This window comes from Gardnerella sp. DNF00747, from assembly GCF_049262675.1.
GTDB classification, from domain to species: Bacteria; Actinomycetota; Actinomycetes; order Actinomycetales; family Bifidobacteriaceae; genus Bifidobacterium; species Bifidobacterium swidsinskii.
The window spans coordinates 20,760-41,105 of record NZ_CP058394.1 but is presented as its reverse complement, the minus strand read 5'-3'; the positions used below and the strand labels follow the sequence as shown (position 1 = coordinate 41,105).

Sequence of the window (20,346 nt, the reverse complement as noted above, 5' to 3'; positions counted from 1 at the left end):
TTCTGATTGAAAAATCAATCAGAACCCTGTTCGTGGAGCTAAGGAGACTCGAACTCCTGACCCTCTGCTTGCAAAGCAGATGCGCTACCAGCTGCGCCATAGCCCCATTCGAAAGAATGATGTCATTCTATCGTGGGCCCGGGAGGACTTGAACCTCCGACCTCATCCTTATCAGGGATGCGCTCTAACCACCTGAGCTACGGGCCCAACTCGTATGCCTAAAACATACAAGTAGTTACATTAGCACAGACACAGAAAATGTCAAACCGCAACACGCCATAAAAAGAAAACAGCGTGTTGCGGTTTGAATCAAAAAAATTAAACAGAGAATAATTAATCAAGATGGCTACGCATGAACCACTGGAACTTTTCCAACTGTTGAACATGATCTTGAATAATATTTGAGCTAACTAAATCAAGCTCATCAAGTTCCGCGATAGCCTTGCGATCGTCTGCAATCATATCGTTATAGTACTCAATAAGCGCTTGCAAATACTCCTTTGTAGACTTGCGACCAGTCAAAGCAAAACGCTTCCATGTGCGAGCAGCAACAACATCGTCTGCGCGGCCAAGTGGAGAGCCGCCCAAAGTTGCAATTCGCTCAGCAGTTTCATCCGCCTGCGCCAAAACTTCAGCAACCTGTGGATCAAGCATTTCGTGCACTGCAATAAAATCTGGACCAGTAACATTCCAATGCGCATGCTTGAGCACCAAAGCAGCTTCCTGCTCGTGGCTTAAACGATTCTGTAAAATGGCAACAGCCTTTTCACTGGCCGCTTCGTCGAGACCTGGCAAAATATGCAACAAAGCCATGTTCTATCCTTCCTTAGGTTTGTTAATACCGTTATTATTCTACTGCTATGGCTTAAACTACGCGCGGCGACGCACTTCAATCGTCGCAATACGCCTACCATCAACCGCAGTCACAGTCATATCGTAACCATCCGCATCATGCAAAACAGCTCCAACACTTCCCATTGAACCAGTATGCGCTAAAAAGTAGCCTGCAACAGTCTCATACGGACCGTCCTCAAGCTCAATGCCGGTAATGTCAGCAAAATCTTCAATGGTCATACCGCCATCAATTTTTGCAACACCATTTACAAAAGCAGTTGTTTTATTCACATTATTTTGCTCAGTTTCACCAGGCAAATCATATTCATCGCGAATATCTCCAACTAGCTCTTCTGTCATGTCCTCAAGCGTAACAATACCGTCAGTTCCACCATATTCATCGATGACAACAGCCAAATGAATACCACGTTTACGAAGAAGTTCCAGGCTCGGCAATAGTTTGGAAGTTCCAGGAAGACTAATTCCTTCGCGAGTTACATCTGCAACAGTTTTTGCATTTGGATCACGCACATCTAGCAAATCACGAACATGCACAAAACCTATAACATCATCAAAATCTTTGCCAATAACAGGGTAGCGAGAATACGGAAGCTCACGAATTTTCGCGGCAGCTTCTTCAAGGCTCAATGAACCATCCAAAAACTCAACATCAGCACGAGGACGCATTACTTCAGCAACAATAGTTTCAGACGCATCAAACACATCATCCAAAATAGTACGCTCATCCTGACTTAAACGTTTATTGCTATTGACAAGAACACGCAATTCTTCGTCAGAAACTTCGCTTTCCTTCTCATTAGGATCAAAGCCAAGAATGCGCACAAAACCGTTAGTATTCTTTCCAATAAGCCAAATTAAAGGCTTGCAAATCTTTGAGAAAACATCAACCGCCGGCACAACCGCTCGCGCAATCTGCTCAGCACGCTGCATAGCAATACGTTTTGGAACTAATTCAGAAATAACAATAGAACAGTAAGAAATAACAAGAGTTAGAAAGATTGTTGTAAGTGGGCCAGCAACGTGCGAAGAAACACCCCATGAACATACAACCGGCACAACATACGGAGCTAAAGCAGACTCACCAAACGATGCAGAAAGAAAGCCAGAAAGAGTTACTCCAATTTGTAGAGCAGATAGAAAAGTGTTAGGGTCGCGGGCAATTTTTGCAACTCTAGCGCCACGCGCATCCTGCAATTCCATGCGATCAATTTGCGAACTTCTCAAGCTCACTAAAGCTAATTCGGTTGCCGCAAATACGGAACCAAATAGCAAAAAAATCATAATGAGTAGAATATTAAAACCAATCGCCATACTTGTTATCTTAGTTTACTTCTATGCGATATCAACAATTCTAAAATAATTATCACCATTAACGAAGATAAATTATTTATGGGCGATAAAAATATCCAGTTGGAGCTTGAGCTGTTTGCATTGATATAACGTGCAGCACAACTCCAGGATGCTGATATCCAGGAATGCCAATATTGCCTCTAGAAACGCGTGCACGAACACGCACCCATTCATGATCTTGAATTTCGCCAATATTTGATTTTTCGGCAACTAATCCAAACGGAGACATGTCGAGAATACAGCATGACATAAGCTGACGAGATACCCTAAATTGATTTGCATTCAACGTAGAATCTCTGCTGACAAAACCTGTAAGAGTAATCGCATATCCATCATATTTTGCAGCATTATGATCGATTTCGTCATACCAGGAGCCGAAATCATCATCATCAACTGTTATCTCATGAGATTTTTCATACAATCCTGGCAAAGGATAATTTTGGCTACGAATAGCAATAGCACGACCGCCAGCATACTGGTCGAATCCATCTACACTAATATTTTGAGCGTAACGCAAAGGAACAATAATAAGTAGCGCAGGAACAACGAAAGCTACAAACATACGCCAAACATCGCGCGAAGAAACAGAAAACCATCCAATCGCAGCACATATAGACAAAATAAATAGCAAAATAGCAGTAATTAACAAATAATAATATGCTCTAGGCGTAGTAAAAAGCGTATATCTACCGCTTAAAGTAACTTCCGCAATTATGACTGCAAAAAATAGCAATAAAATAGCTTCTACCAATTGAGCTAAAGTGATTTTTTTACAAGCATTATGCTCAACACATTTTTGCTTTTTCATGCGATGAACCCCCAAGCCCAGTGAGCTAATAATGACGCTAGGAAGCACGCAAAAGCAATAGTTAATGTTAAGCGCCACACAAATTTACCACGGCAATCCTCAACGAGCATAAGCGTATTCTTTAAATCAAGCATAGGACCAAACAGCAGAAATACTAGCACCGACGACATAGGCAATGATGTTGCTAAACTTCTTGCAATTACAGCATCTGAGCTGGAGCATAGAGAGCTTGCGTACGCAATAGCCATCATTACAGGAATAGCAATGAAAACATTACTCACTTGCACGCGAGAAGCAGGATCAGCTCCGAGCCATGCGCGAATTACAGAAGCAACTATAGTTCCACATACAATAATTGGAATTAATTTTATTAAATCCTGATGTATATGCTGCACATATTTGCGAATTTGCGCAGAAATACTATGCTTTTCAATATTATTTTTTGTGAGATTACTTTCGTTATTCAATTCGCAAGAACAATGTAAAGAAGATTCGCTTTCTACTAAAATTTTCTTACGCAAAATATTGGTTTTCGAAGGGAATATAACAAAACTTAATCCAACTAATAATGCAATACCAACACCTAGAGCAATACGCATAATAGCAACAGCTGGAGCGTCAGAAAACGCATAAAATGTTGCCAATACAGATACTGGATTTACAACAGGAACTGCACATAGAAAAGTTATGGCGCACGGCAATGGTAGTTTTCTTGCAACTAAACGAGAAAACGTTGGAACGACTACACAATCACAAACCGGCATACAGACGCCGGCTAATATGGCAGCCAAGAAACCATTTGCTGTAGATTTTGGAACATGTTTCTCAATAAAATCAGCAGTTACCCAAGTTTCTACTGCAGCAGAAACAAGCACACCTATGAGCGTAAAAGGTATAGCTTGTAGCAACAATCCGGAAACACCTCGAATTGTTGTATCAACGAGAAACCAAGGATGTTGCCCTTGTAAAGCAGGAGCAGCTGCAATAATAAAAGCTACTAAAGGAGCTCCGACAAGCAAGAAAAGATAGTTCGCAGAATTAGTGGAATTTGCAGAATTTGCATCAAGCGTATCTTTAGATGATTGATTCATATCTGTAACCTAACAACGTATTAATAATTCTGTTAAAAATGCGACTACATGCTACTTAGCATGAAAGAACCTCTACTAAACCATCACTCATTCTATACCTAGCGCCAACTAGCATAAGGTTATCGTTAAAAGCGGCTTCACGAATAATTTGAGATTTGTCGCAAATTTCAGTCAACATATTAGACACGTGAATGCGCTCAATATCGTCCGTGCTCAAGTCTTCTTCAATACCCGCGAGCGCAGCCGGTCCTAAAGAACGAAGCAATATTGACTCGCTAGACTCAATTATTTCGTTTGCTTCATCTTCGCCGTATTTAGAAACCAGCTTTTGCACATTCGGCAAAACGGCTTGTACAGCACCGCAATGCTCGTGTCCAAGAACAACAAGCACTTTTACTCCCAAATCGCTTACAGCGTATTCTAAAGATGCAATTACAGCATCATCAAGCACTTCGCCTGCAGTGCGAACAGAAAAAATATCACCTAAACCGGCACCAAACACAAATTCTGGAGCCACGCGCGAGTCAGCACAGGAAAGAACAACAGCTCCAGGATGCTGACCTTCAATAAGAGATAATCTCGTTTCTTCACTAAGTCCATGGCAATTTAATGAGCCTTCTGCAAACTTACGATTACCAGCTAGCATCGCGCTCCACACAGATGTAGCCAAAAGTGAATCTTCTTTTAAAAGATCTTCTTTGACTGTCTCGTGCATTATTACCTCCTTGTATTGATGCGCTTGCGCAAAGGTGACAAATACAAGCTATCAACAAATTTTGAAAAACACTTCGACTTATAAAACATATTCTATCGTTACTGTGTTAAATAGAAAATATGCTATAAAAGCTAACAAAATTTATAAAATATGATTATAAAAAGAAAAGCCAACGCACAGCTAATAAAGCAGTACGAAGGCTTTTCTTAATCATATAAACTTATAAAATCATCCAGTATTCTGCAAGCCTGCAGCAACACCAGAAACAGTGCAAAGAATAAGGTAGATGAACTCTGCCTGCTGGCTTTCGCTAAGCTCTTCTTTGTCTACCTTGTTGCGAAGCTTGTGCAATGCAAGCGACTGGATTACAGATAGCGCGTCAACATAAGGCGAGCGCACGCGAATTGCCTGACCGAGCACGTGACGATGTTGCAAAGGCCACTTGTCGTCAACAATTTGCAAAACCCACTTGCGAGTAAGCTGCATTTCTGAAAGTACTTTATCACTCAAATCTTCGCGATCTCCAAGGCTTAAGTACATGCGAGCAATACGCTCATCCGTTTTAGCCAAAGACATCTCAATATTGTCAATAAAAGTACTAAACAGCGGCCACTCTTCGTAAGCGCGACGCAAAGTTTCCAAATCGCCAAACTTTTCGCAAGCAGTACCCAATCCGTACCATGCTGCTAAGTTAATGCGAGCCTGAGCCCAGGAGAACACCCACGGGATTGTGCGCAAATCATCCAACGACTTCGCACCCAAACCGCGCTTAGCTGGGCGAGAACCGATTGGAAGCAAACCAATCTCACTAAGCGGCGTAACCGTAGAGAACCATGGAGTAAAGTCATCCGTTTGCAGCAAATCAAGGAAACGCTCATGAGCTGCAACATCAAGTTTTGCAGCCATATCCGCATACTTCTTCGTCATATCAGTGTTAGTTTTCTCAACACTTGGCGAAGACTGAAGCAAAGTTGCAGAAGCAACGGATTCAACGTGACGAATAGCAAGAATTGGATTGCCATATCGTGCGAAAATAACCTCGCCCTGCTCAGTAAGCTTGAAGCGGCAGTTGACGGAACCAACTGGCTGAGCAAGCACTGCACGGTTTGCAGGACCGCCACCGCGACCAACAGCACCGCCGCGGCCGTGGAACAGTGTCAAATCAATATCGTGCTTCTTAGCCCACTTAGCAATGCGCTCCTGAGCAGAATGCAAAGCAAGCGTTGCGGAAGTAGGACCAGCATCCTTGGAAGAATCCGAGTAGCCAAGCATAACTTCCATTTTGCGGCCAGTAGCCTTAAGACGAGCTTGCACTTCAGGAATTTTAATGATCTCCTCAAGCACATTTACAGAGTTTTGCAAATCTTCCAACTGCTCAAACAGCGGAATGACGTCGATTGTTGGCGCATCCTGTGGGTGAGCGAAAGCAAGACGATTTAGCTCAAATACGTCACGTACATGCTGAGCAGACTTTGCGAAGGAAATAATATAACGTCGAGCAGCGCGCATACCGTTGCGCTTTTGAATTGCTCCCAAAGCGCGGAACGTATCGAGTACTTCACGAGTCATTGGCTGAAGCGGACCGCGTTCGCCATGCAATCCATGTTCGCGAATATCTTCCAAAGCGCGAGAATGCACGAGAGAATGCTGACGGAATTCCATTTCAACCATGTGGAATCCAAAGGTTTGCGCTTGCCAAATCAAATCCTGCAAAGGACCATATGCAGCACGAGGATCTCCGCCTTCTGCCAAAGAGCGTTGCACAATTTGCAAATCCTCAATGAAATCTTCGCAAGAATGATACATCAAATCCGTATCGCGGCTAATAGTGCGATGCAAACGGTCAGCCATTACCAACATTACTGCACGATGTGGCTCACTATTAGAAACGTCTGAAGCGTTTTCTGTAAGCTGTTCGCTCATTTCGCGCTGACGATTCCACAACTCAAGCAACTCCACGCTTGGAGGAGTTGTGCGAGTTTCCATAGTTAAGCACTTGCCAACTTCGCGCGTGCGATTCTCCAAAGCTGCTAGCACGTGATCGCTAAACTTTCGAGCGACTTGACGGCTCACTTTAGCTGTCACATTAGGATTGCCATCTCGATCTGAACCAATCCAGCTTCCTGGATGGAAGAATGCAGGGCAACGCGGAGGAACTAATCCAGCCTTCTTACCAAGCAGCCAATCGTCAAATCGACGATACACGACTGGAATCGTGTCAAACAAAGTGGCGTCAAAAATGTCGAGAATGGTGTCAGATTCTTCAACTGGAGTTGGCTTCTTCAAAGCAATCGGAGAAGTGCGAAGAAGCGCATCAATTTCGTTATAGAGACGTCGATAATTTTCGCGCTTATCAGATCCGCCTAAACGATGATGTTCGCTTAGTAATTGCGAAATTCTGCGAATCTTACCTGCAACGGCTTTACGACGAGCTTCGGTTGGGTGCGCGGTAAATACAGGATGAAACTCAAGCTTTGCAAGCAATTCTTTCGCTTCAGCAGGGCTCATTTCAGTGAGCAACTTGTGATAAGCACAAGTTAGTTCGTTAACTGGATCAACAGGCAATGAATCTTCAACTTCACATTCACGCTGATGAAGTACAGAAACACGATAATTTTCCTCGCACAAATTTGCCAAGTGGAAATATGTTGCGAAAGCACGAGCTAAAAGCTGCGTATCGTGCAAATTCATTCCGTTGAGCTTGCTAACAGCTTTACTTAAGCCATCATCTGCAGTTACTTTTGCGTCTACCATTTGCGCAAAATGAGCCGCACTAGCTTCTACAGCATTCAAACGCACATCGTCGAATACTGCTAATAATTTTTCATCGAATTCGCCAAGAACATCGCGAAGAATATGCAAGCACAAATCCATGTCTTGCTTAAGTGATGCTGGAAGGTCACGCTCCTCTGGGCCTTTTCGCCCTAAGCCAGACGTAACAATAGTTGCGTCTGCCGGAGTAACCTGCTGATTTTCTGTTGCCATCAGACCTCCTTACGCCAGACTAAGGTTGCTTGGTCGTCTGACTTCCGCAGCTCCTCCGCGGTTATGTAGGTCAGAAGTTGCAAGCCCACAGCCTTGTTTCCAGCGAGATACCAAGTTAATTGTGAAACTACCACCGGACGTAGTAAAGAATGCTGATTCATCAACAAAATATAACTCGGCAACGGGGTTGCGTATACTAAAAAATTGTGAGTACAGCAGAGAATAATATTGAGAATAATGAATACGACAACAGCATCAACAACTGCGATTGCGATAAGCCTGAAATTCTTTCGACTGGTCATATAGTCGGAAAACCTTCTGGGCGTTTTCATACTCATGCTATTCCACTCGATATGGACGATGTTGAGCGAGATTGGGATAAGCCAGTTACACAAGCAGGAATTGCTGCAAAATCGAGTATTATTATTCGCGTCGGTGCACTCGGCTTAGGAGCAGGCACAGGAAGCTACCGAGTTCGCGAGCTTATGCACAGAATCGGCGAACCGATGGGCGTACACGTGCGTGCAGACGTGAATCTCACAGATATTGAGGCAACTTGCACTGATAAGCATGAGCGAATTACTGAGGTTGTAGATCTTCCAACCACAGGTGTTAACACTGAGCGTATTTGGCTTCTAGAACATTTTGCAGATTGGTTTAACGTCAAGCTTGGAAACAATTCTTTATATCACTCTAAAGCTGCTGTTTCTAAGGAATTAGTTGACACATTGCAAGCGAGTGACGACGAACATACCATTGTACAAACAGCTAAGCAGTCTGAAGAAAATGCTACTAAAATTGCAAAAAAGAAAGCGTTGCAAGAAGCTATAAAAAAAGAAAAACCACGCGGCATTTTTGCATTACAGCCAGAAAGTGCTTATGCTGAACATTTTTCACACGTAAACACATCCAGTAGTAATGGCGAGCCTAAAAATAATCATCCTCTTACGGTTAGAGAAGTACATGACCGTCTTGATTTGATTAAAAATAGGAAACCACTATACAAACCGTGGTTTGCTGGTCTTGCTTCGGCAGTTGCTTGCGCATCCTTTGCGTTCTTGCTTGGCGGCGGCATTTACGACATGATTGGTGCTTTTATTGGAGCAGGAATCGGTCACTATATTCGTCGCAGAATGTTTATGAAGCATCTAAACCAGTTTGTAGTTACATTCGTAGCTGTTGCAATAGGTGCACTATCATGCATTGGGGCTTTGCGTCTTATTGGCTTCTTTGACCCTAGCGCACTCAATCACACAACTGCATATATTGGCTCAGTGTTGTTTGTTATTCCTGGATTCCCTCTTATTACAGGCGGTTTAGATATTGCAAAAATTGATTTCCCTTCAGGAATTCAACGACTTTGTTACACAATGGCTATTATTTTGATGGGAACTCTTGCGGGATGGACAGTTGCAAGCCTTGTACATCTCAATCCTCAAGGCTTCCCTCCTCTCGGATTAAATCCTTGGCTTAACGCAGTTCTTCGACTTATTACAGCTTTTGCCGGAGTATGGGGCTTCTCAGTTCTATTTAATTCTCCACAACGAATGTGCTTAGTTGCTGGCGTTATTGGCGCTATTACTGACACATTGCGTTTAACTATGACAGATTTTGGAGTTGCTGCCGAAATTGCAGCTTTCAGCGGTGCTTTATTGGCAGGTTTGCTAGCTTCTGCTTGGAGAACTATCGTTCGTCACGGATTAGCGCCTCAATATTTGGGTTATCCACGAATAGGTCTTACGGTTCCATCTATCGTAATTATGGTTCCTGGACTTTATATGTATCGCGCAATGTTTTATCTTGGTCAATTTCACACGCTTCCAGCGTTAGACTGGACTTTCCGCGCTTTCATGGTAATTATTTGCTTACCTATTGGTCTTGCTGTAGCACGCGTTATTACAGATAAAAGCTGGCGTTACGACGTGTGATGTTCTAAGTTTCAGTTCGTTAATTTTTAACAAAAAGCCGCTTACAAGTTTTCTTGCGAGCGGCTTTATTTTTTATTAATTTACTTATTGAAATTTAATTAATACTTCATTCCCATAGCATCTCGCACTTGGGAAAGCGTTTCTTCTGCAATAGCATTTGCACGCTTATTGCCATCATGCAAAATGTCTCGAACAGTATCCATATCTTTTGCAAGTTCTGCACGACGCTCACGGTGAGGTGCCAAGAAATTATTTACATTTTCAATTACGTAAGCTTTCAATGCGCCAGCACCAGCGTTACCAATTTCTTCAGCAATCTCTTTAGGATCCCTACCTGTAACTAAACCTGCAGTAGTAAGAAGTGCAGAAACTTGCGGACGAGTTACTGGATCAAAAGTAATCATCCTCTCAGAATCAGTTGGACTCTTCTTAATTAATTTGGCAGTTTCTTCGGCAGTAGCCCCGAGCATAATCGAGTTACCGTAAGATTTGCTCATCTTTCGTCCGTCCAATCCTGGAATTTCAGGAGCATCAGACAAAATTGCTGCTGGCTCTGGGAACACTGGATTCTTTTTTGCGTATCTCTCATTAAAACGACGCGCAATTGTACGAGTGATTTCAACGTGCGGCAAATTATCTTTACCAATCGGCACAACATTAGCTTTGCAGAACAAAATATCGCAAGCTTGGTGCACTGGGTACGTAAGAAGCAATCCGGTTAAAGCATGTCCAGATGATTCCATTTCCGACTTTACAGTAGGATTCCTGTGTAATTCTGCTTCTGTAACAAGCGAAAGGAAAGGCAACATAAGCTGATTTGCTGCAGGAACTGCGGAATGAGTAAATATCATTGTTTTTTCAGGATCAATTCCGGCAGCCATATAATCCAGCACTAAATTCAAAACATTATCTTCAATATGCTCAGTGGTGTCACGATCAGTAATTACTTGATAATCTGCAATAATAATATTGGTTTTTACTCCGCGCTGCTGCATTGCAACACGCTCACGAATAGATCCAAAATAATGTCCTAAATGCAAACGACCAGTTGGGCGATCTCCAGTAAGCATAGTAAAAGACGAAGGGCTAGCTTGTAACTTTTCAAGCGTTGCATCTGAACGTTTACGCGCTGCAAGGAAGCTTGCGCTCATCTCATTACCAGCAGCTGTAACCTGTGCTTCTTCCGGCATTTTAGGCTCCTTAATTGTGCGTATTTTTACGCTGAAAATATGGCTTTTATGGTAAAAGTTTACACAGACAATATACTCGGTTGCGGTTAAGTGGTACGCTCTTGTGTGATGAACTGATTGTTACTTAATTTTTAGAGGGGGTCAGATGGGCCGCGGACGACAGAAGGCAAAGCAACAGAAAATTGCCCGTAAGCTCAAATACCTGACGACCGATACGGATTATGACGAGCTTGCTAAGGAACTTAATTCCAGCGAACCCGGACAAGGATCCTTCGATCCATTTGCGTCGAGCGAAAGCTATGAGGAAGATACATATCTTCCAGAAGAGAATGACACAGATCAAGAAAATGATGTCGTTGATGCTTCAAACGAAGATGATTTAGACGAGTATGCCAAGTGGGCTGCGGAAGCAGCTGCAAAAGCCGTTAGCAGCGAAAACTCTTCTACAAACTCGGGAGCGCACACGCCAGCGCATCATCATATCCCTATGCCAATTCCAAACTTCATACACAAACACGACAATTAAAAATTAAATTTATTAAAATTATTTTATTTACGTATCCTGGGCATTCGAAATACTGTTTGCCCAGGATATTTGTAAATACACGCTGTAAATACGCAATTAAGCTACAATAAAGTCAACTTACAGCGGCAAAATATCGCTTAAATCATCACGCTCGCCAATTGCACTTATGTTGCCAAAGTCCTGTTCCTGATGCCATTTAGTAACACCACTCGCTAATCTAAGCCATACTTTAGGCTCAAGTTCAATAACATCTGGCGGTGTGAGATTATGCGGATCCGAAGCTGGTCCTTCCAAAATTTTTACTGCACCAAAAGGCGCAACCCTTACTTCTACTGCGCACCCAGGCACTTTATTCTCAAGAAGATATAGCGAATATCTAACCGCTAAAGCTTCGTCGTTTAAAGAGATATTTAAAATATTACTATTTATTTGCATGGCTTCTATGCCATTGCCAAGTGCTTTAATAGCAGATTCACGCCAGAATTGCCAAGCACATTGTCCTCGTTTTATATCTCGTTCAAGTATTACTGACATATTTTTATTATCTTCTAAACAACCTACTTTCAGCAATATATTTGTATTAAGACGTTATATACAAATATTTAAAGGGATTAGGTTGTGGTATTCTTGGGGTTATCGTGTGCATTCACATGCCTCTTGTAGTTATCTTCAAAAGTTATCTGCAAAATGGTGATGGTTTAATTGCCTAAACACAAAGTTTTAGGCTGCACACTTTTAGGAAATATATCAAACGGCACAAGGAGTCAAATATGACTAAACACGTCGCGCCGAAAGCCAAAACTACTGCGACGGCATTTGCCAAAGAACTTCAAGAGCACCTCAAGTACACCCAGGGTGTAACGCCAGAGCAGGCCACTACGGCAGATGTGTATGTTGCCGCTGCTACCGCAGTTCGTCGTCACTTGATGGACTCTTGGATGCAGACTCAGCATGACATGGTTAATGGCAACACCAAGGCTGTGGGCTATTTGAGCGCAGAGTTCTTGATGGGTAAGCAGCTTGAGAACGCTTTGTTGAACGCTGGTCTTACTGACCAATTCAATAAGGCTGTTACTAAGCTTGGCTTCGATCCAAAAGCTGTTATCGATGCCGAGTATGAACCAGGTTTAGGTAACGGCGGTTTGGGTCGTCTCGCAGCCTGCTTCATCGATTCACTCGCCTCTATTGGCGTTCCAGCATTTGGCTACGGCATCCAGTATCGTTACGGCATCTTCAAGCAGCGCTTTGATGAAGAAGGTAAGCAGGTTGAAACACCTGATTACTGGCTTAGCAACGAAGAGCCATGGGGTCACATTGATTATGGTCGTGACCAGCGCGTCAACTTCGGTGGTGAAGTTGTAGAGGAAAACGGCAAGCGCGTTTGGAAGCCAGCTTGGTCTGTTCGCGCAGTACCAGTTGACTACATGGTTCCAGGTTATAATTCTGGTCGCGTAAATACTCTTCGTTTGTGGACCGCTAAGTCTTACGATGAGTTTGATTTGCTCACCTTCAACAAGTCCGAGTACTTGGATGCTGTAAAGCCACAGGTTGCAGCAGAAAACATTTCTAAGATTCTTTACCCAGAAGATTCCACTCCAGAAGGTAAGGCTTTGCGTCTTGAGCAGCAGTACTTCTTCGTAGCTGCTTCTATTCATGATGCAATCCGCGTATTCTACCCAGGTCAGGATAAGCCGGATCTCACTACCTTCCCAAGCAAGATTAACTTCCAGTTGAACGACACTCACCCAGTTATCGGCATTCCAGAGCTTATGCGCGTTCTTATGGACGAGTACGGCTACGATTGGAACACCGCTTGGGGTATCACCACCAAGACCTTCAACTACACTTGCCACACCTTGCTTCCAGAAGCTTTGGAAGTTTGGCCAGCCAAGCTTATTGGCGAACTGTTGCCACGCCACCTTGAAATCATTCAGGGCATTAGCGAGCAGTTCCGCAACGAGCTTCGCGGTAAGGGCGTTGCTGAGGATCAGGTTGAGCGCATGCGCATCGCTACCGACGCTGACGAAAATGGCGAAGGTGCTGTAGTTCGCATGGCTTACTTGGCTACCTACGGCGGTTCTTACGTTAACGGTGTTGCTGAACTTCACTCTGAGTTGTTGAAGGATGTCACTTTGAAGGACTTCTCCAGCGTTTACCCAGATAAGTTCAAGAACGTTACTAACGGCGTAACTCCTCGTCGTTTCGTGCGCTTGAGCAACCCACGCATGTCTGCTCTTATTACTGAGGGCTTGGGCACAGACGCATGGCAGGGTAATTTGGAGCTTCTCGAAGGCTTGAAGCCATTGGCTGACGACAAGGCGTTCGTTAAGAAGTTTGCTGAAGTTAAGAAGCAGAACAAGCTTGCCTTCGTTGATTTCGCAAAGCAGAAGTATGGCTTTGAGATCAACCCAGACACAATGTTCAACACCATTGTTAAGCGTTTGCACGAGTACAAGCGCCAGTCCATGAAGATCCTCCAGGTTATCTCCACATACGCTGGAATCAAGAATGGCACAATCGACGTAGACAAGATGCTTCCACGCACCGTGTTCTTCGGCGCTAAGTCTGCTCCAGGCTATGCTATGGCAAAGCTTACGATTCAGCTCATCAACAATGTTGCTCGCGTTGTGAACAACGACCCAGCTTGCAAGGGCAAGCTCGCAGTGTTCTTCCCACCAAACTACAACATTGAACTTGCTATGAACTTGATTCCTGCAACCGATTTGGATGAGCAGATTTCTCAAGCTGGTAAGGAAGCTTCTGGCACTGGTAACATGAAGTTCGCTTTGAACGGTGCTTTGACTGTTGGTACTCTCGATGGTGCAAATGTTGAGATTCGCGAGCGCGTTGGTGCTGAGAACTTCTTCCTCTTCGGCATGACCGTTGACGAGGTTGAGAAGCTCTACGCTGAAGGCTATGATCACGGCGGCTCCCGTAAGTACTATGAATCTGATCCTCGCTTGAAGACTGCTGTGGATATGGTTGCTGACGGCACCTTCTCCAACGGCGACAAGAGCGTGTATGAGCCACTCGTTAACGATTGGCTTACCCATGATTACTTCATGGCAATGGCTGACTTCAGCTCTTATATGGATATTCAGGCTCAGATTGAGGAAACTTACCGCGATCCAATGAAGTGGGCTCGCATGGCAGTCTTGAACGTAGCCAACTCTGGTTACTTCTCTTCTGACCGCTCTATCGAAGATTACCTCGATCGCATTTGGCACACTGGTGCTCTTCCAACACCTGTTGCTGAGTAATTGAGTATTCTCCAATAGCAATACATAGAAAATAAAAGGCGGAGGCTGTTAATCAGTTTCCGCCTTTTTGTGTAGATTTTAGTTAAATTGCATGTAAGACAAACGCTTTTGTTTGCAACAATTCTTTAGTAATTACAAATAAAGGCGACTACGAATATACGCAATCGCCTTTATTTTGGACTGTATAAAGCAAATGTCACTTATGCCTCAGCGGCAGGAGTATCGTTAGCTTCTTTCTCTTCTTTTTCTAACCCTAGGTCAATTGGCGAAGAACTGTTCTCCCATGGTTCCTCCCAAGGGTCATAATCAGGATTATGCTGCTTGTACACATACAACGCAGCAATACCTGCGAGCAGTGCTCCGAAGAGCAGTGCAAAGAACTTCCAACCGCCAGAGGATCTGTTCTCCATGATGGCTCCTTTCCGGTTAAGCTGACCTGCTCGTCCAAGTCAACAATCTATACCGCTTTTTGTCGCGTAATAACTATCATAGTTGCTTTTCTTCAGAGTTGCATCTTTTTTAAATAATGTTATTGATTAAATTTGTGAAGTAAAACCGATATCATAAGCATATGCACAACTTTGATATTAAAAATATTTTAAATAATATAAGACTTCGTTTTAACACAACCACAGCCATTTTAGTATATTCATGCATTTTTATTTGGATATTGGAAATGGTACTAAACTTTGCATATCCAAATTATTATTCGACTCTAATAAGCTATACTGCGTTTCTTCCAATTACTGCGTTACAAACACCTTGGACTTGGTTCACATCAATGTTTGTTCACGCACCAAATTTAACCCATATTTTCTTCAATATGCTATGTCTTTGGTCGCTCGGAGTTGAATTAGAACGATTCTTCGGTAAATGGAAGTTTTTTGGATTGTATTTAATATCCGGCTTTGGCGGAAGCGTAGCTGATATCGTATGGTGCAAACTCACTAATAATTGGTTCGTTGCTTCATACGGTGCTTCGGGAGCTATTATGGGGCTTATAGGTGCACTTCTCGTAGCACAATGGCGACTAGGAGAAAACATGCGAGGAACAATTATTTGGATTGCTATTACTCTCGCTATGCCAATTATTGTACCTAATATCGCTTGGCAATCACACGTTGGAGGCTTAATTTCAGGTACTGCAATTGCAGCATTGCTCGGAGTACAAAATCCGCTACTTAAAAAAGCTTCGTTTAATACGCGTTTCTTAGTATATTTTGTATCACTATTTGCTATTCTCACTGCTTGTGCAATGTTTTGTTTGAAGGCATAATTTGTTAAATTACACGTGTGTAGTTTTCCACCAATGTGCACAGGATTGTGTATAAGTTGTGCCTAAATTGGTGACAACTATATAAGTTATCCACATAGTTAATCACAAACGTTGATAACTTGCCTTTTTCAAACCTGTGCACAAGTGTATAAGAGTTATCCACAATTTAAGTTTTTTGTGGACTAAACTATCGACTACATAATTTTAACCTTTACTTGCTCTAAAATTTTCTACACCTCAACAAGGAATGAGATTCATGCCTACACTTCAAGTTCCAAAAACAATCGAACCAGCAAACGCTTCTACACTCACTTTTATTAAAGAAAACGCACAATTGTCACCAAGCAAAGCTGCTCTTAAAGCACCACGCAACGCAAATATCGACATACCTTTTGCAATTAACCAAATAGCAGGTAGACAGATTGCGCAACAAAAACTACCGAAATGGGCTTCCTGCAACGAAGTTATATACCCTGCGCATATTTCTATGGAACAGTGTTCTTCTCAATCAACAGCACAATACAAAGCAAATGTTGCAAAAGAATTACTCAACAAATTAAATTCAGAAAATTTTAGTAGCACACTTGTGGATCTTACTGGCGGCTTTGGCGTTGATTGCGCAATAATGTCTGAAGTTTTCGATTCTGCTATTTGTATTGAACAGCAAAACGAACTTTCTAGCATTGCACATCACAATATGAATGCACTTGGTATTACAAACGTAAAATGCTACAACAACAATAGCCTTGATGCACTCAAAAATATTCCTAAGTCAACGATAATATACGTCGATCCAGCTCGTCGTAACAAACAAGGATCTCGCACATACGCTATTGAAGATTGCACTCCAAACGTATTAGATCTTAAAAATCAATTGCTCACTAAAGCAGAAATAGTGATTATTAAACTTTCTCCAATGCTTGATTGGCACAAAACAGTTAGCGATTTTAGTGGCAATGTAGAAGCCGTACATATAGTCGCACATAGTAACGAGTGCAAGGAACTATTGATAATACTCAGCAACTCTCAGCACACAAAAGTACCAGTATATTGCGCAAACGATGATCAGATAACTGTTGTACAAGCAACTTACAATACTTCAACAAATCAGGTATCAATACAGCCTGGGTCAAATGTTTTAAATAATAGAGAAGAAAATAATAAAAAAGATAAAATTTTAGATATAAATAACTGGCAAGAATGGTCGCAATACGTTTATGAGCCAAATGCAGCAATCATGAAAGCTGGCTGTTTTTCATTGTTAGAAACTCAATACAATATACAACAAATCAGTGCGAATAGTCATGTTTACGTATCGGAAGAATACTACTCAGAATTTCCAGGAAAAATATGGAAAATTGAAAATATATGCAGCATGAATAAACGAGAAATAAAACAAACTTTTGCTGATATTACTCATGCAAATATTGTTACTCGTAACTTTCCAATACCTGTAGAAGCATTGCGCAAAAAATTAAACTTACAAGATGGCGGAAATACAAGAATTATTGCAACAACTGATAGCAATAAAAATCATATACTTATTCGCGCCGCAGCAGCAACAAAATAAAAAGTAGCTACGCAATATTTGCATAACTACTTTTAAAACATATTAAGCAGTTTGTTTTACAGACTAACGCCACCACATTGTCATAATGAATCCAGTCATTACTATTACTAATGCAATAACTAAATTCCATGCACCAATTCCAGGAATTGGAAGCACAGGGTTCAAATAATAAACAACAGCCCAAATTAATCCAACGACCATTAATGTGCAGAACAGCGGCACAAACCATGCAGCATTAGCTTTTGTGCCTTTAATGCTTTCTTCGACACGTCGCCTATTTTCAGCTTGTCTCTGCATCATTTGCTGAATCTGTGGAGAAAGCGCTGCTTTATCCGCAGTAGCATTCAACACTGCTTCAACTTCGTCCATAGGAACGCCATAAGTATTCTCATTTGACGTATCGCTCTTCTTTGCAGCGTCGTCAGCTGCAGTCGTGTGCAATTCTTCATCAGCCATAACTGTAACTCTCCAATCAATCGGCTACACGCTATAATAGTGGTTACACTCGAACGCGTGAAGGATGAAGATAAAATATGGCTAAGAGAACTGGGAAACATCGTGCTCAACACTCGCTGTTAAGCAGTTTTGCTGTTGCCGTTGCAGTATTTCTTACCGGCTATTTATTCGTTCTTAACTTGCGCGTAAACCGCTCTGCTTTTGTGACTTCTAATACGAGTCAAATGGTTGAAAGAAATTCACAGCGCACAAAAAATTTACGAGAAGATATAAAATCTTTAGATTCTAAAATTAATTTACTTAATAAAACGCTTGGTAGCAGCACTAGTGAAGGAAAAGAATCTTCTGATACTGGAAGTAGTACCGTACTTCCAAAACTTGAAGGACCTGGAATTGTTGTAACTCTTAACGACTCTCCTCTATGGAAAGGCGCAGTTAATGGTTCCGGAACATCCGGAACCATTAATGATTACGTAATCCACCAGCAAGATATTGAAGCTGTAGTAAATGCTTTGTGGCGCGGCGGAGCAGAAGCAATAACTATTCAGGATCAGCGAGTATTATTTAACTCCGCAGTTGTTTGTATTGGTAACGTTCTTATGTTGCAAGGTCATCAGTACTCGCCACCGTATAAAATATCTGCTATTGGTCCAATGGATAGCATGGTTGATGCTCTAAACAATTCACCAGCCATACACACCTACAAGGAGTATGTAAGTTCGTTTGGATTAGGATGGAAAGTGGAGAAAAAGAATAATCTGCGATTCCCTGAAGCATCGGCTTTGTTGCAACCATTAAGGTACGCAACAGTTCCTAAAGTGCTAAACAAATAAAATATGTTGCAAAGTCTTCATACATCAATAAAGGAGTAGCACACTATGCAATCTGCTAATATGCAGGAAGGAAAAACGAAGCGTAGCAGCTCGAATTTCTGGTGGCAAGCCGCTGGAATTATTGGCGAACTGTTGATAGCTTTTGCAGTTATTTGCGCATTGTACATTGCATGGCAAATGTGGTGGACTGGAGAGCAGGCTGAGCACACTCAAGTAGAGGCACGTCAAGCAATATCTTGGCAAAACCCAAAAACTGGTGATAAAACGAAGATTGCTTTACCACAGAATACTGACCCACCTGCTTTAAGCAAACCAAAGTCTGAAGACCTTGTAGCTCGTTTATACATACCACGTTTTGGAAATCAGTGGGAACGAAATGTTGTAGAAGGCATTACGCCAGACATCTTAAGCAAGCGTGGTTTAGGTCATTATCCAACCACACAAATGCCTGGTGCAATAGGTAATTTTGCAGTAGCAGGTCACCGAAATGGTTATGGTCAGCCATTGGGAGATGTAGACTTACTGAAGCCTGGCGACGCAATAGTAGTTCGCACAAAGGATTATTGGTTCGTCTATAAGTACACTTCTTACAAGATTGTTACACCAGATCACGGTGAAGTTATTGATGCAAATCCTGATCATCCTGGTGAGAAACCAACAAAACGTATGCTTACTCTTACAACGTGCGAACCTAAGTATACTGCTGCAACTCATCGCTGGATTAGCTACGCAAAATTCGCTTATTGGGCAAAGATTAGCGATGGCATTCCAAAAGAACTTTCTACTATTGATGAGCAAGGAAAAGTGAAGTTTATTAACAATGAGCAACAATCTCTAGTTTCTCGTCTTTCTTCACTAGTGCCAGTTATGGTGGTTGTTTTATTAGTGTATATGATGATTTTCGTAGCAGGAGCAATTGCTTGGCAATGGCCAGAACTTCGCGCTATTCATTCTGGATTAAAGAAAAAGCCTGATGCAAGCATTTTTGGCGGTCTTTTGCGCATACAACCAGGTATTACAGCGATTCGTTGGATTCTTTCGATTCTGATTTATTTCTTCATTGTATTAGCATTATTCCAGTGGATTTTCCCTTGGGGCGCATCTACAATTCCATTCCTTCAGCAGATGTCTAATTACTCAACAACTGTATGATAACGGGTTAAGTAGTAAGTTTTAAATATTCTTACGATTGCTTTAAAACTTACAAAATAAAAACATTTAAGGCGATTGCGTATGAAGCGCAGTCGCCTTTTGTTTATATTAATAAAATAAAAGCCTATAGAAACACATAAAATAACGCATTGCTGTAAAACTATGTCTAAATAAACAAACATATCTTAAACAGCTATTTTTTCGTTTTATCACATACTTTGCAACCTAATATAAGTCTATTTATGCAGATCTATTTTCACGCATCAATTTTTATAAGTAATATACGAATTTTATTAGAGATACAAACATTAGAGATACAAAAATGCTGCTTGTTCTACTTTTCTTGTAGAA

17 protein-coding genes and 2 tRNA genes are annotated in these 20,346 nt (G+C 42.0%); 7 read left to right on the top strand and 12 right to left on the bottom strand.

The genetic code is table 11. The features are described 5' to 3' along the window. Nucleotides 1-33: 33 nt before the first annotated feature. The 8 genes from HXT32_RS00175 to HXT32_RS00140 form a co-directional block, all read right to left on the bottom strand. A tRNA-Ala gene (locus HXT32_RS00175) sits at nt 34-106 on the bottom strand. A gap of 27 nt (nt 107-133) precedes the next feature. Beyond that, nucleotides 134-207, bottom strand: a tRNA-Ile gene (locus HXT32_RS00170). A gap of 126 nt (nt 208-333) precedes the next feature. Continuing rightward, nucleotides 334-813 carry a Dps family protein gene (locus tag HXT32_RS00165; RefSeq protein WP_012913682.1) on the bottom strand — a complete coding sequence of 160 codons (480 nt, stop codon included), beginning with the start codon at nt 811-813 and terminating at the stop codon, nt 334-336. A 57-nt stretch (nt 814-870) separates the two neighbouring features. Beyond that, the gene (locus HXT32_RS00160) at nt 871-2,166 is read right to left on the bottom strand and encodes a hemolysin family protein (RefSeq protein WP_012913683.1); all 1,296 of its coding nucleotides are present in this window, start codon (nt 2,164-2,166) and stop codon (nt 871-873) included. Nucleotides 2,167-2,242: 76 nt separating this feature from the next. Beyond that, nucleotides 2,243-3,013: a TIGR03943 family putative permease subunit gene (locus tag HXT32_RS00155; protein ID WP_004109484.1), complete on the bottom strand. Its 771-nt coding sequence runs from the start codon at nt 3,011-3,013 to the stop codon at nt 2,243-2,245. Continuing rightward, nucleotides 3,010-4,104, bottom strand: coding sequence for a permease (locus HXT32_RS00150; protein ID WP_422118965.1), 1,095 nt, complete (start codon nt 4,102-4,104; stop codon nt 3,010-3,012). Before HXT32_RS00150 ends, HXT32_RS00155 begins: the two co-directional genes overlap by 4 nt. 55 nt (nt 4,105-4,159) lie before the next feature. Next, entirely contained in the window at nt 4,160-4,819 is a 660-nt protein-coding gene (locus HXT32_RS00145; protein WP_064621678.1) for a carbonic anhydrase, read from the bottom strand. A gap of 228 nt (nt 4,820-5,047) precedes the next feature. Beyond that, nucleotides 5,048-7,804, bottom strand: a complete 2,757-nt coding sequence (locus HXT32_RS00140) for a phosphoenolpyruvate carboxylase (RefSeq protein ID WP_012913687.1) — start codon at nt 7,802-7,804, stop codon at nt 5,048-5,050. Nucleotides 7,805-8,010: 206 nt separating this feature from the next. Between HXT32_RS00140 and HXT32_RS00135 the strand changes: the two genes are divergently transcribed. After that, on the top strand, nt 8,011-9,732 hold the full coding sequence (locus HXT32_RS00135) for a threonine/serine ThrE exporter family protein (protein ID WP_012913688.1): 1,722 nt from the start codon (nt 8,011-8,013) through the stop codon (nt 9,730-9,732). Between the two features lie 98 nt (nt 9,733-9,830). Here the strand turns inward: HXT32_RS00135 and trpS are convergent, their stop codons facing one another. Beyond that, a complete protein-coding gene (gene trpS / locus HXT32_RS00130) occupies nt 9,831-10,922 on the bottom strand; it encodes a tryptophan--tRNA ligase (protein ID WP_004109506.1) in 1,092 nt (363 codons plus the stop codon). A gap of 145 nt (nt 10,923-11,067) precedes the next feature. Here trpS and HXT32_RS00125 point away from each other — a divergent pair, with 145 nt between their 5' ends. Continuing rightward, a complete protein-coding gene (locus HXT32_RS00125; RefSeq protein WP_004109509.1) occupies nt 11,068-11,448 on the top strand; it encodes a DUF3073 domain-containing protein in 381 nt (126 codons plus the stop codon). Between the two features lie 117 nt (nt 11,449-11,565). Here HXT32_RS00125 and HXT32_RS00120 read toward each other — a convergent pair whose 3' ends face one another. After that, entirely contained in the window at nt 11,566-11,982 is a 417-nt protein-coding gene (locus HXT32_RS00120) for a sterol carrier family protein (RefSeq protein WP_004109512.1), read from the bottom strand. Between the two features lie 236 nt (nt 11,983-12,218). Between HXT32_RS00120 and HXT32_RS00115 the strand changes: the two genes are divergently transcribed. Next, nucleotides 12,219-14,708, top strand: a complete 2,490-nt coding sequence (locus HXT32_RS00115; protein WP_012913689.1) for a glycogen/starch/alpha-glucan phosphorylase — start codon at nt 12,219-12,221, stop codon at nt 14,706-14,708. Between the two features lie 200 nt (nt 14,709-14,908). Here the strand turns inward: HXT32_RS00115 and HXT32_RS00110 are convergent, their stop codons facing one another. Further along, a complete protein-coding gene (locus tag HXT32_RS00110; protein WP_004106126.1) occupies nt 14,909-15,118 on the bottom strand; it encodes a hypothetical protein in 210 nt (69 codons plus the stop codon). A gap of 161 nt (nt 15,119-15,279) precedes the next feature. On the opposite strand from HXT32_RS00110, the gene HXT32_RS00105 reads away from it, so the two are divergent. Both HXT32_RS00105 and HXT32_RS00100 read left to right on the top strand, forming a co-directional pair. After that, nucleotides 15,280-15,984, top strand: a complete 705-nt coding sequence (locus HXT32_RS00105; RefSeq protein ID WP_004106124.1) for a rhomboid family intramembrane serine protease — start codon at nt 15,280-15,282, stop codon at nt 15,982-15,984. 256 nt (nt 15,985-16,240) lie between these two features. Further along, nucleotides 16,241-17,554 (top strand): THUMP-like domain-containing protein, encoded by a 1,314-nt coding sequence (locus HXT32_RS00100; protein WP_102155569.1) that lies wholly within the window; start codon nt 16,241-16,243, stop codon nt 17,552-17,554. Nucleotides 17,555-17,617: 63 nt separating this feature from the next. Here the strand turns inward: HXT32_RS00100 and crgA are convergent, their stop codons facing one another. Then, the gene (gene crgA / locus HXT32_RS00095; protein ID WP_004109527.1) at nt 17,618-18,010 is read right to left on the bottom strand and encodes a cell division protein CrgA; all 393 of its coding nucleotides are present in this window, start codon (nt 18,008-18,010) and stop codon (nt 17,618-17,620) included. Between the two features lie 77 nt (nt 18,011-18,087). Between crgA and HXT32_RS00090 the strand changes: the two genes are divergently transcribed. Together HXT32_RS00090 and HXT32_RS00085 are read left to right on the top strand one after the other, a co-directional pair. Then, entirely contained in the window at nt 18,088-18,843 is a 756-nt protein-coding gene (locus HXT32_RS00090; protein ID WP_004109529.1) for a DUF881 domain-containing protein, read from the top strand. A gap of 45 nt (nt 18,844-18,888) precedes the next feature. After that, nucleotides 18,889-19,995: a class E sortase gene (locus HXT32_RS00085; RefSeq protein WP_004109532.1), complete on the top strand. Its 1,107-nt coding sequence runs from the start codon at nt 18,889-18,891 to the stop codon at nt 19,993-19,995. The last annotated feature ends 351 nt before the right edge of the window (nt 19,996-20,346 follow it).

What these genes read in the sequence shown, in the direction of transcription:
- HXT32_RS00165 (WP_012913682.1), bottom strand. Translation starts at nt 813, where the DNA reads ATGGCTTTGTTGCATATTTTGCCAGGTCTCGACGAAGCGGCCAGTGAA.
- HXT32_RS00160 (WP_012913683.1), bottom strand. Translation starts at nt 2,166, where the DNA reads ATGGCGATTGGTTTTAATATTCTACTCATTATGATTTTTTTGCTATTT.
- HXT32_RS00155 (WP_004109484.1), bottom strand. Translation starts at nt 3,013, where the DNA reads ATGAAAAAGCAAAAATGTGTTGAGCATAATGCTTGTAAAAAAATCACT.
- HXT32_RS00150 (WP_422118965.1), bottom strand. Translation starts at nt 4,104, where the DNA reads ATGAATCAATCATCTAAAGATACGCTTGATGCAAATTCTGCAAATTCC.
- HXT32_RS00145 (WP_064621678.1), bottom strand. Translation starts at nt 4,819, where the DNA reads ATGCACGAGACAGTCAAAGAAGATCTTTTAAAAGAAGATTCACTTTTG.
- HXT32_RS00140 (WP_012913687.1), bottom strand. Translation starts at nt 7,804, where the DNA reads ATGGCAACAGAAAATCAGCAGGTTACTCCGGCAGACGCAACTATTGTT.
- trpS (WP_004109506.1), bottom strand. Translation starts at nt 10,922, where the DNA reads ATGCCGGAAGAAGCACAGGTTACAGCTGCTGGTAATGAGATGAGCGCA.
- HXT32_RS00125 (WP_004109509.1), top strand. Translation starts at nt 11,068, where the DNA reads ATGGGCCGCGGACGACAGAAGGCAAAGCAACAGAAAATTGCCCGTAAG.
- HXT32_RS00120 (WP_004109512.1), bottom strand. Translation starts at nt 11,982, where the DNA reads ATGTCAGTAATACTTGAACGAGATATAAAACGAGGACAATGTGCTTGG.
- HXT32_RS00115 (WP_012913689.1), top strand. Translation starts at nt 12,219, where the DNA reads ATGACTAAACACGTCGCGCCGAAAGCCAAAACTACTGCGACGGCATTT.
- HXT32_RS00110 (WP_004106126.1), bottom strand. Translation starts at nt 15,118, where the DNA reads ATGGAGAACAGATCCTCTGGCGGTTGGAAGTTCTTTGCACTGCTCTTC.
- HXT32_RS00105 (WP_004106124.1), top strand. Translation starts at nt 15,280, where the DNA reads ATGCACAACTTTGATATTAAAAATATTTTAAATAATATAAGACTTCGT.
- HXT32_RS00100 (WP_102155569.1), top strand. Translation starts at nt 16,241, where the DNA reads ATGCCTACACTTCAAGTTCCAAAAACAATCGAACCAGCAAACGCTTCT.
- crgA (WP_004109527.1), bottom strand. Translation starts at nt 18,010, where the DNA reads ATGGCTGATGAAGAATTGCACACGACTGCAGCTGACGACGCTGCAAAG.
- HXT32_RS00090 (WP_004109529.1), top strand. Translation starts at nt 18,088, where the DNA reads ATGGCTAAGAGAACTGGGAAACATCGTGCTCAACACTCGCTGTTAAGC.
- HXT32_RS00085 (WP_004109532.1), top strand. Translation starts at nt 18,889, where the DNA reads ATGCAATCTGCTAATATGCAGGAAGGAAAAACGAAGCGTAGCAGCTCG.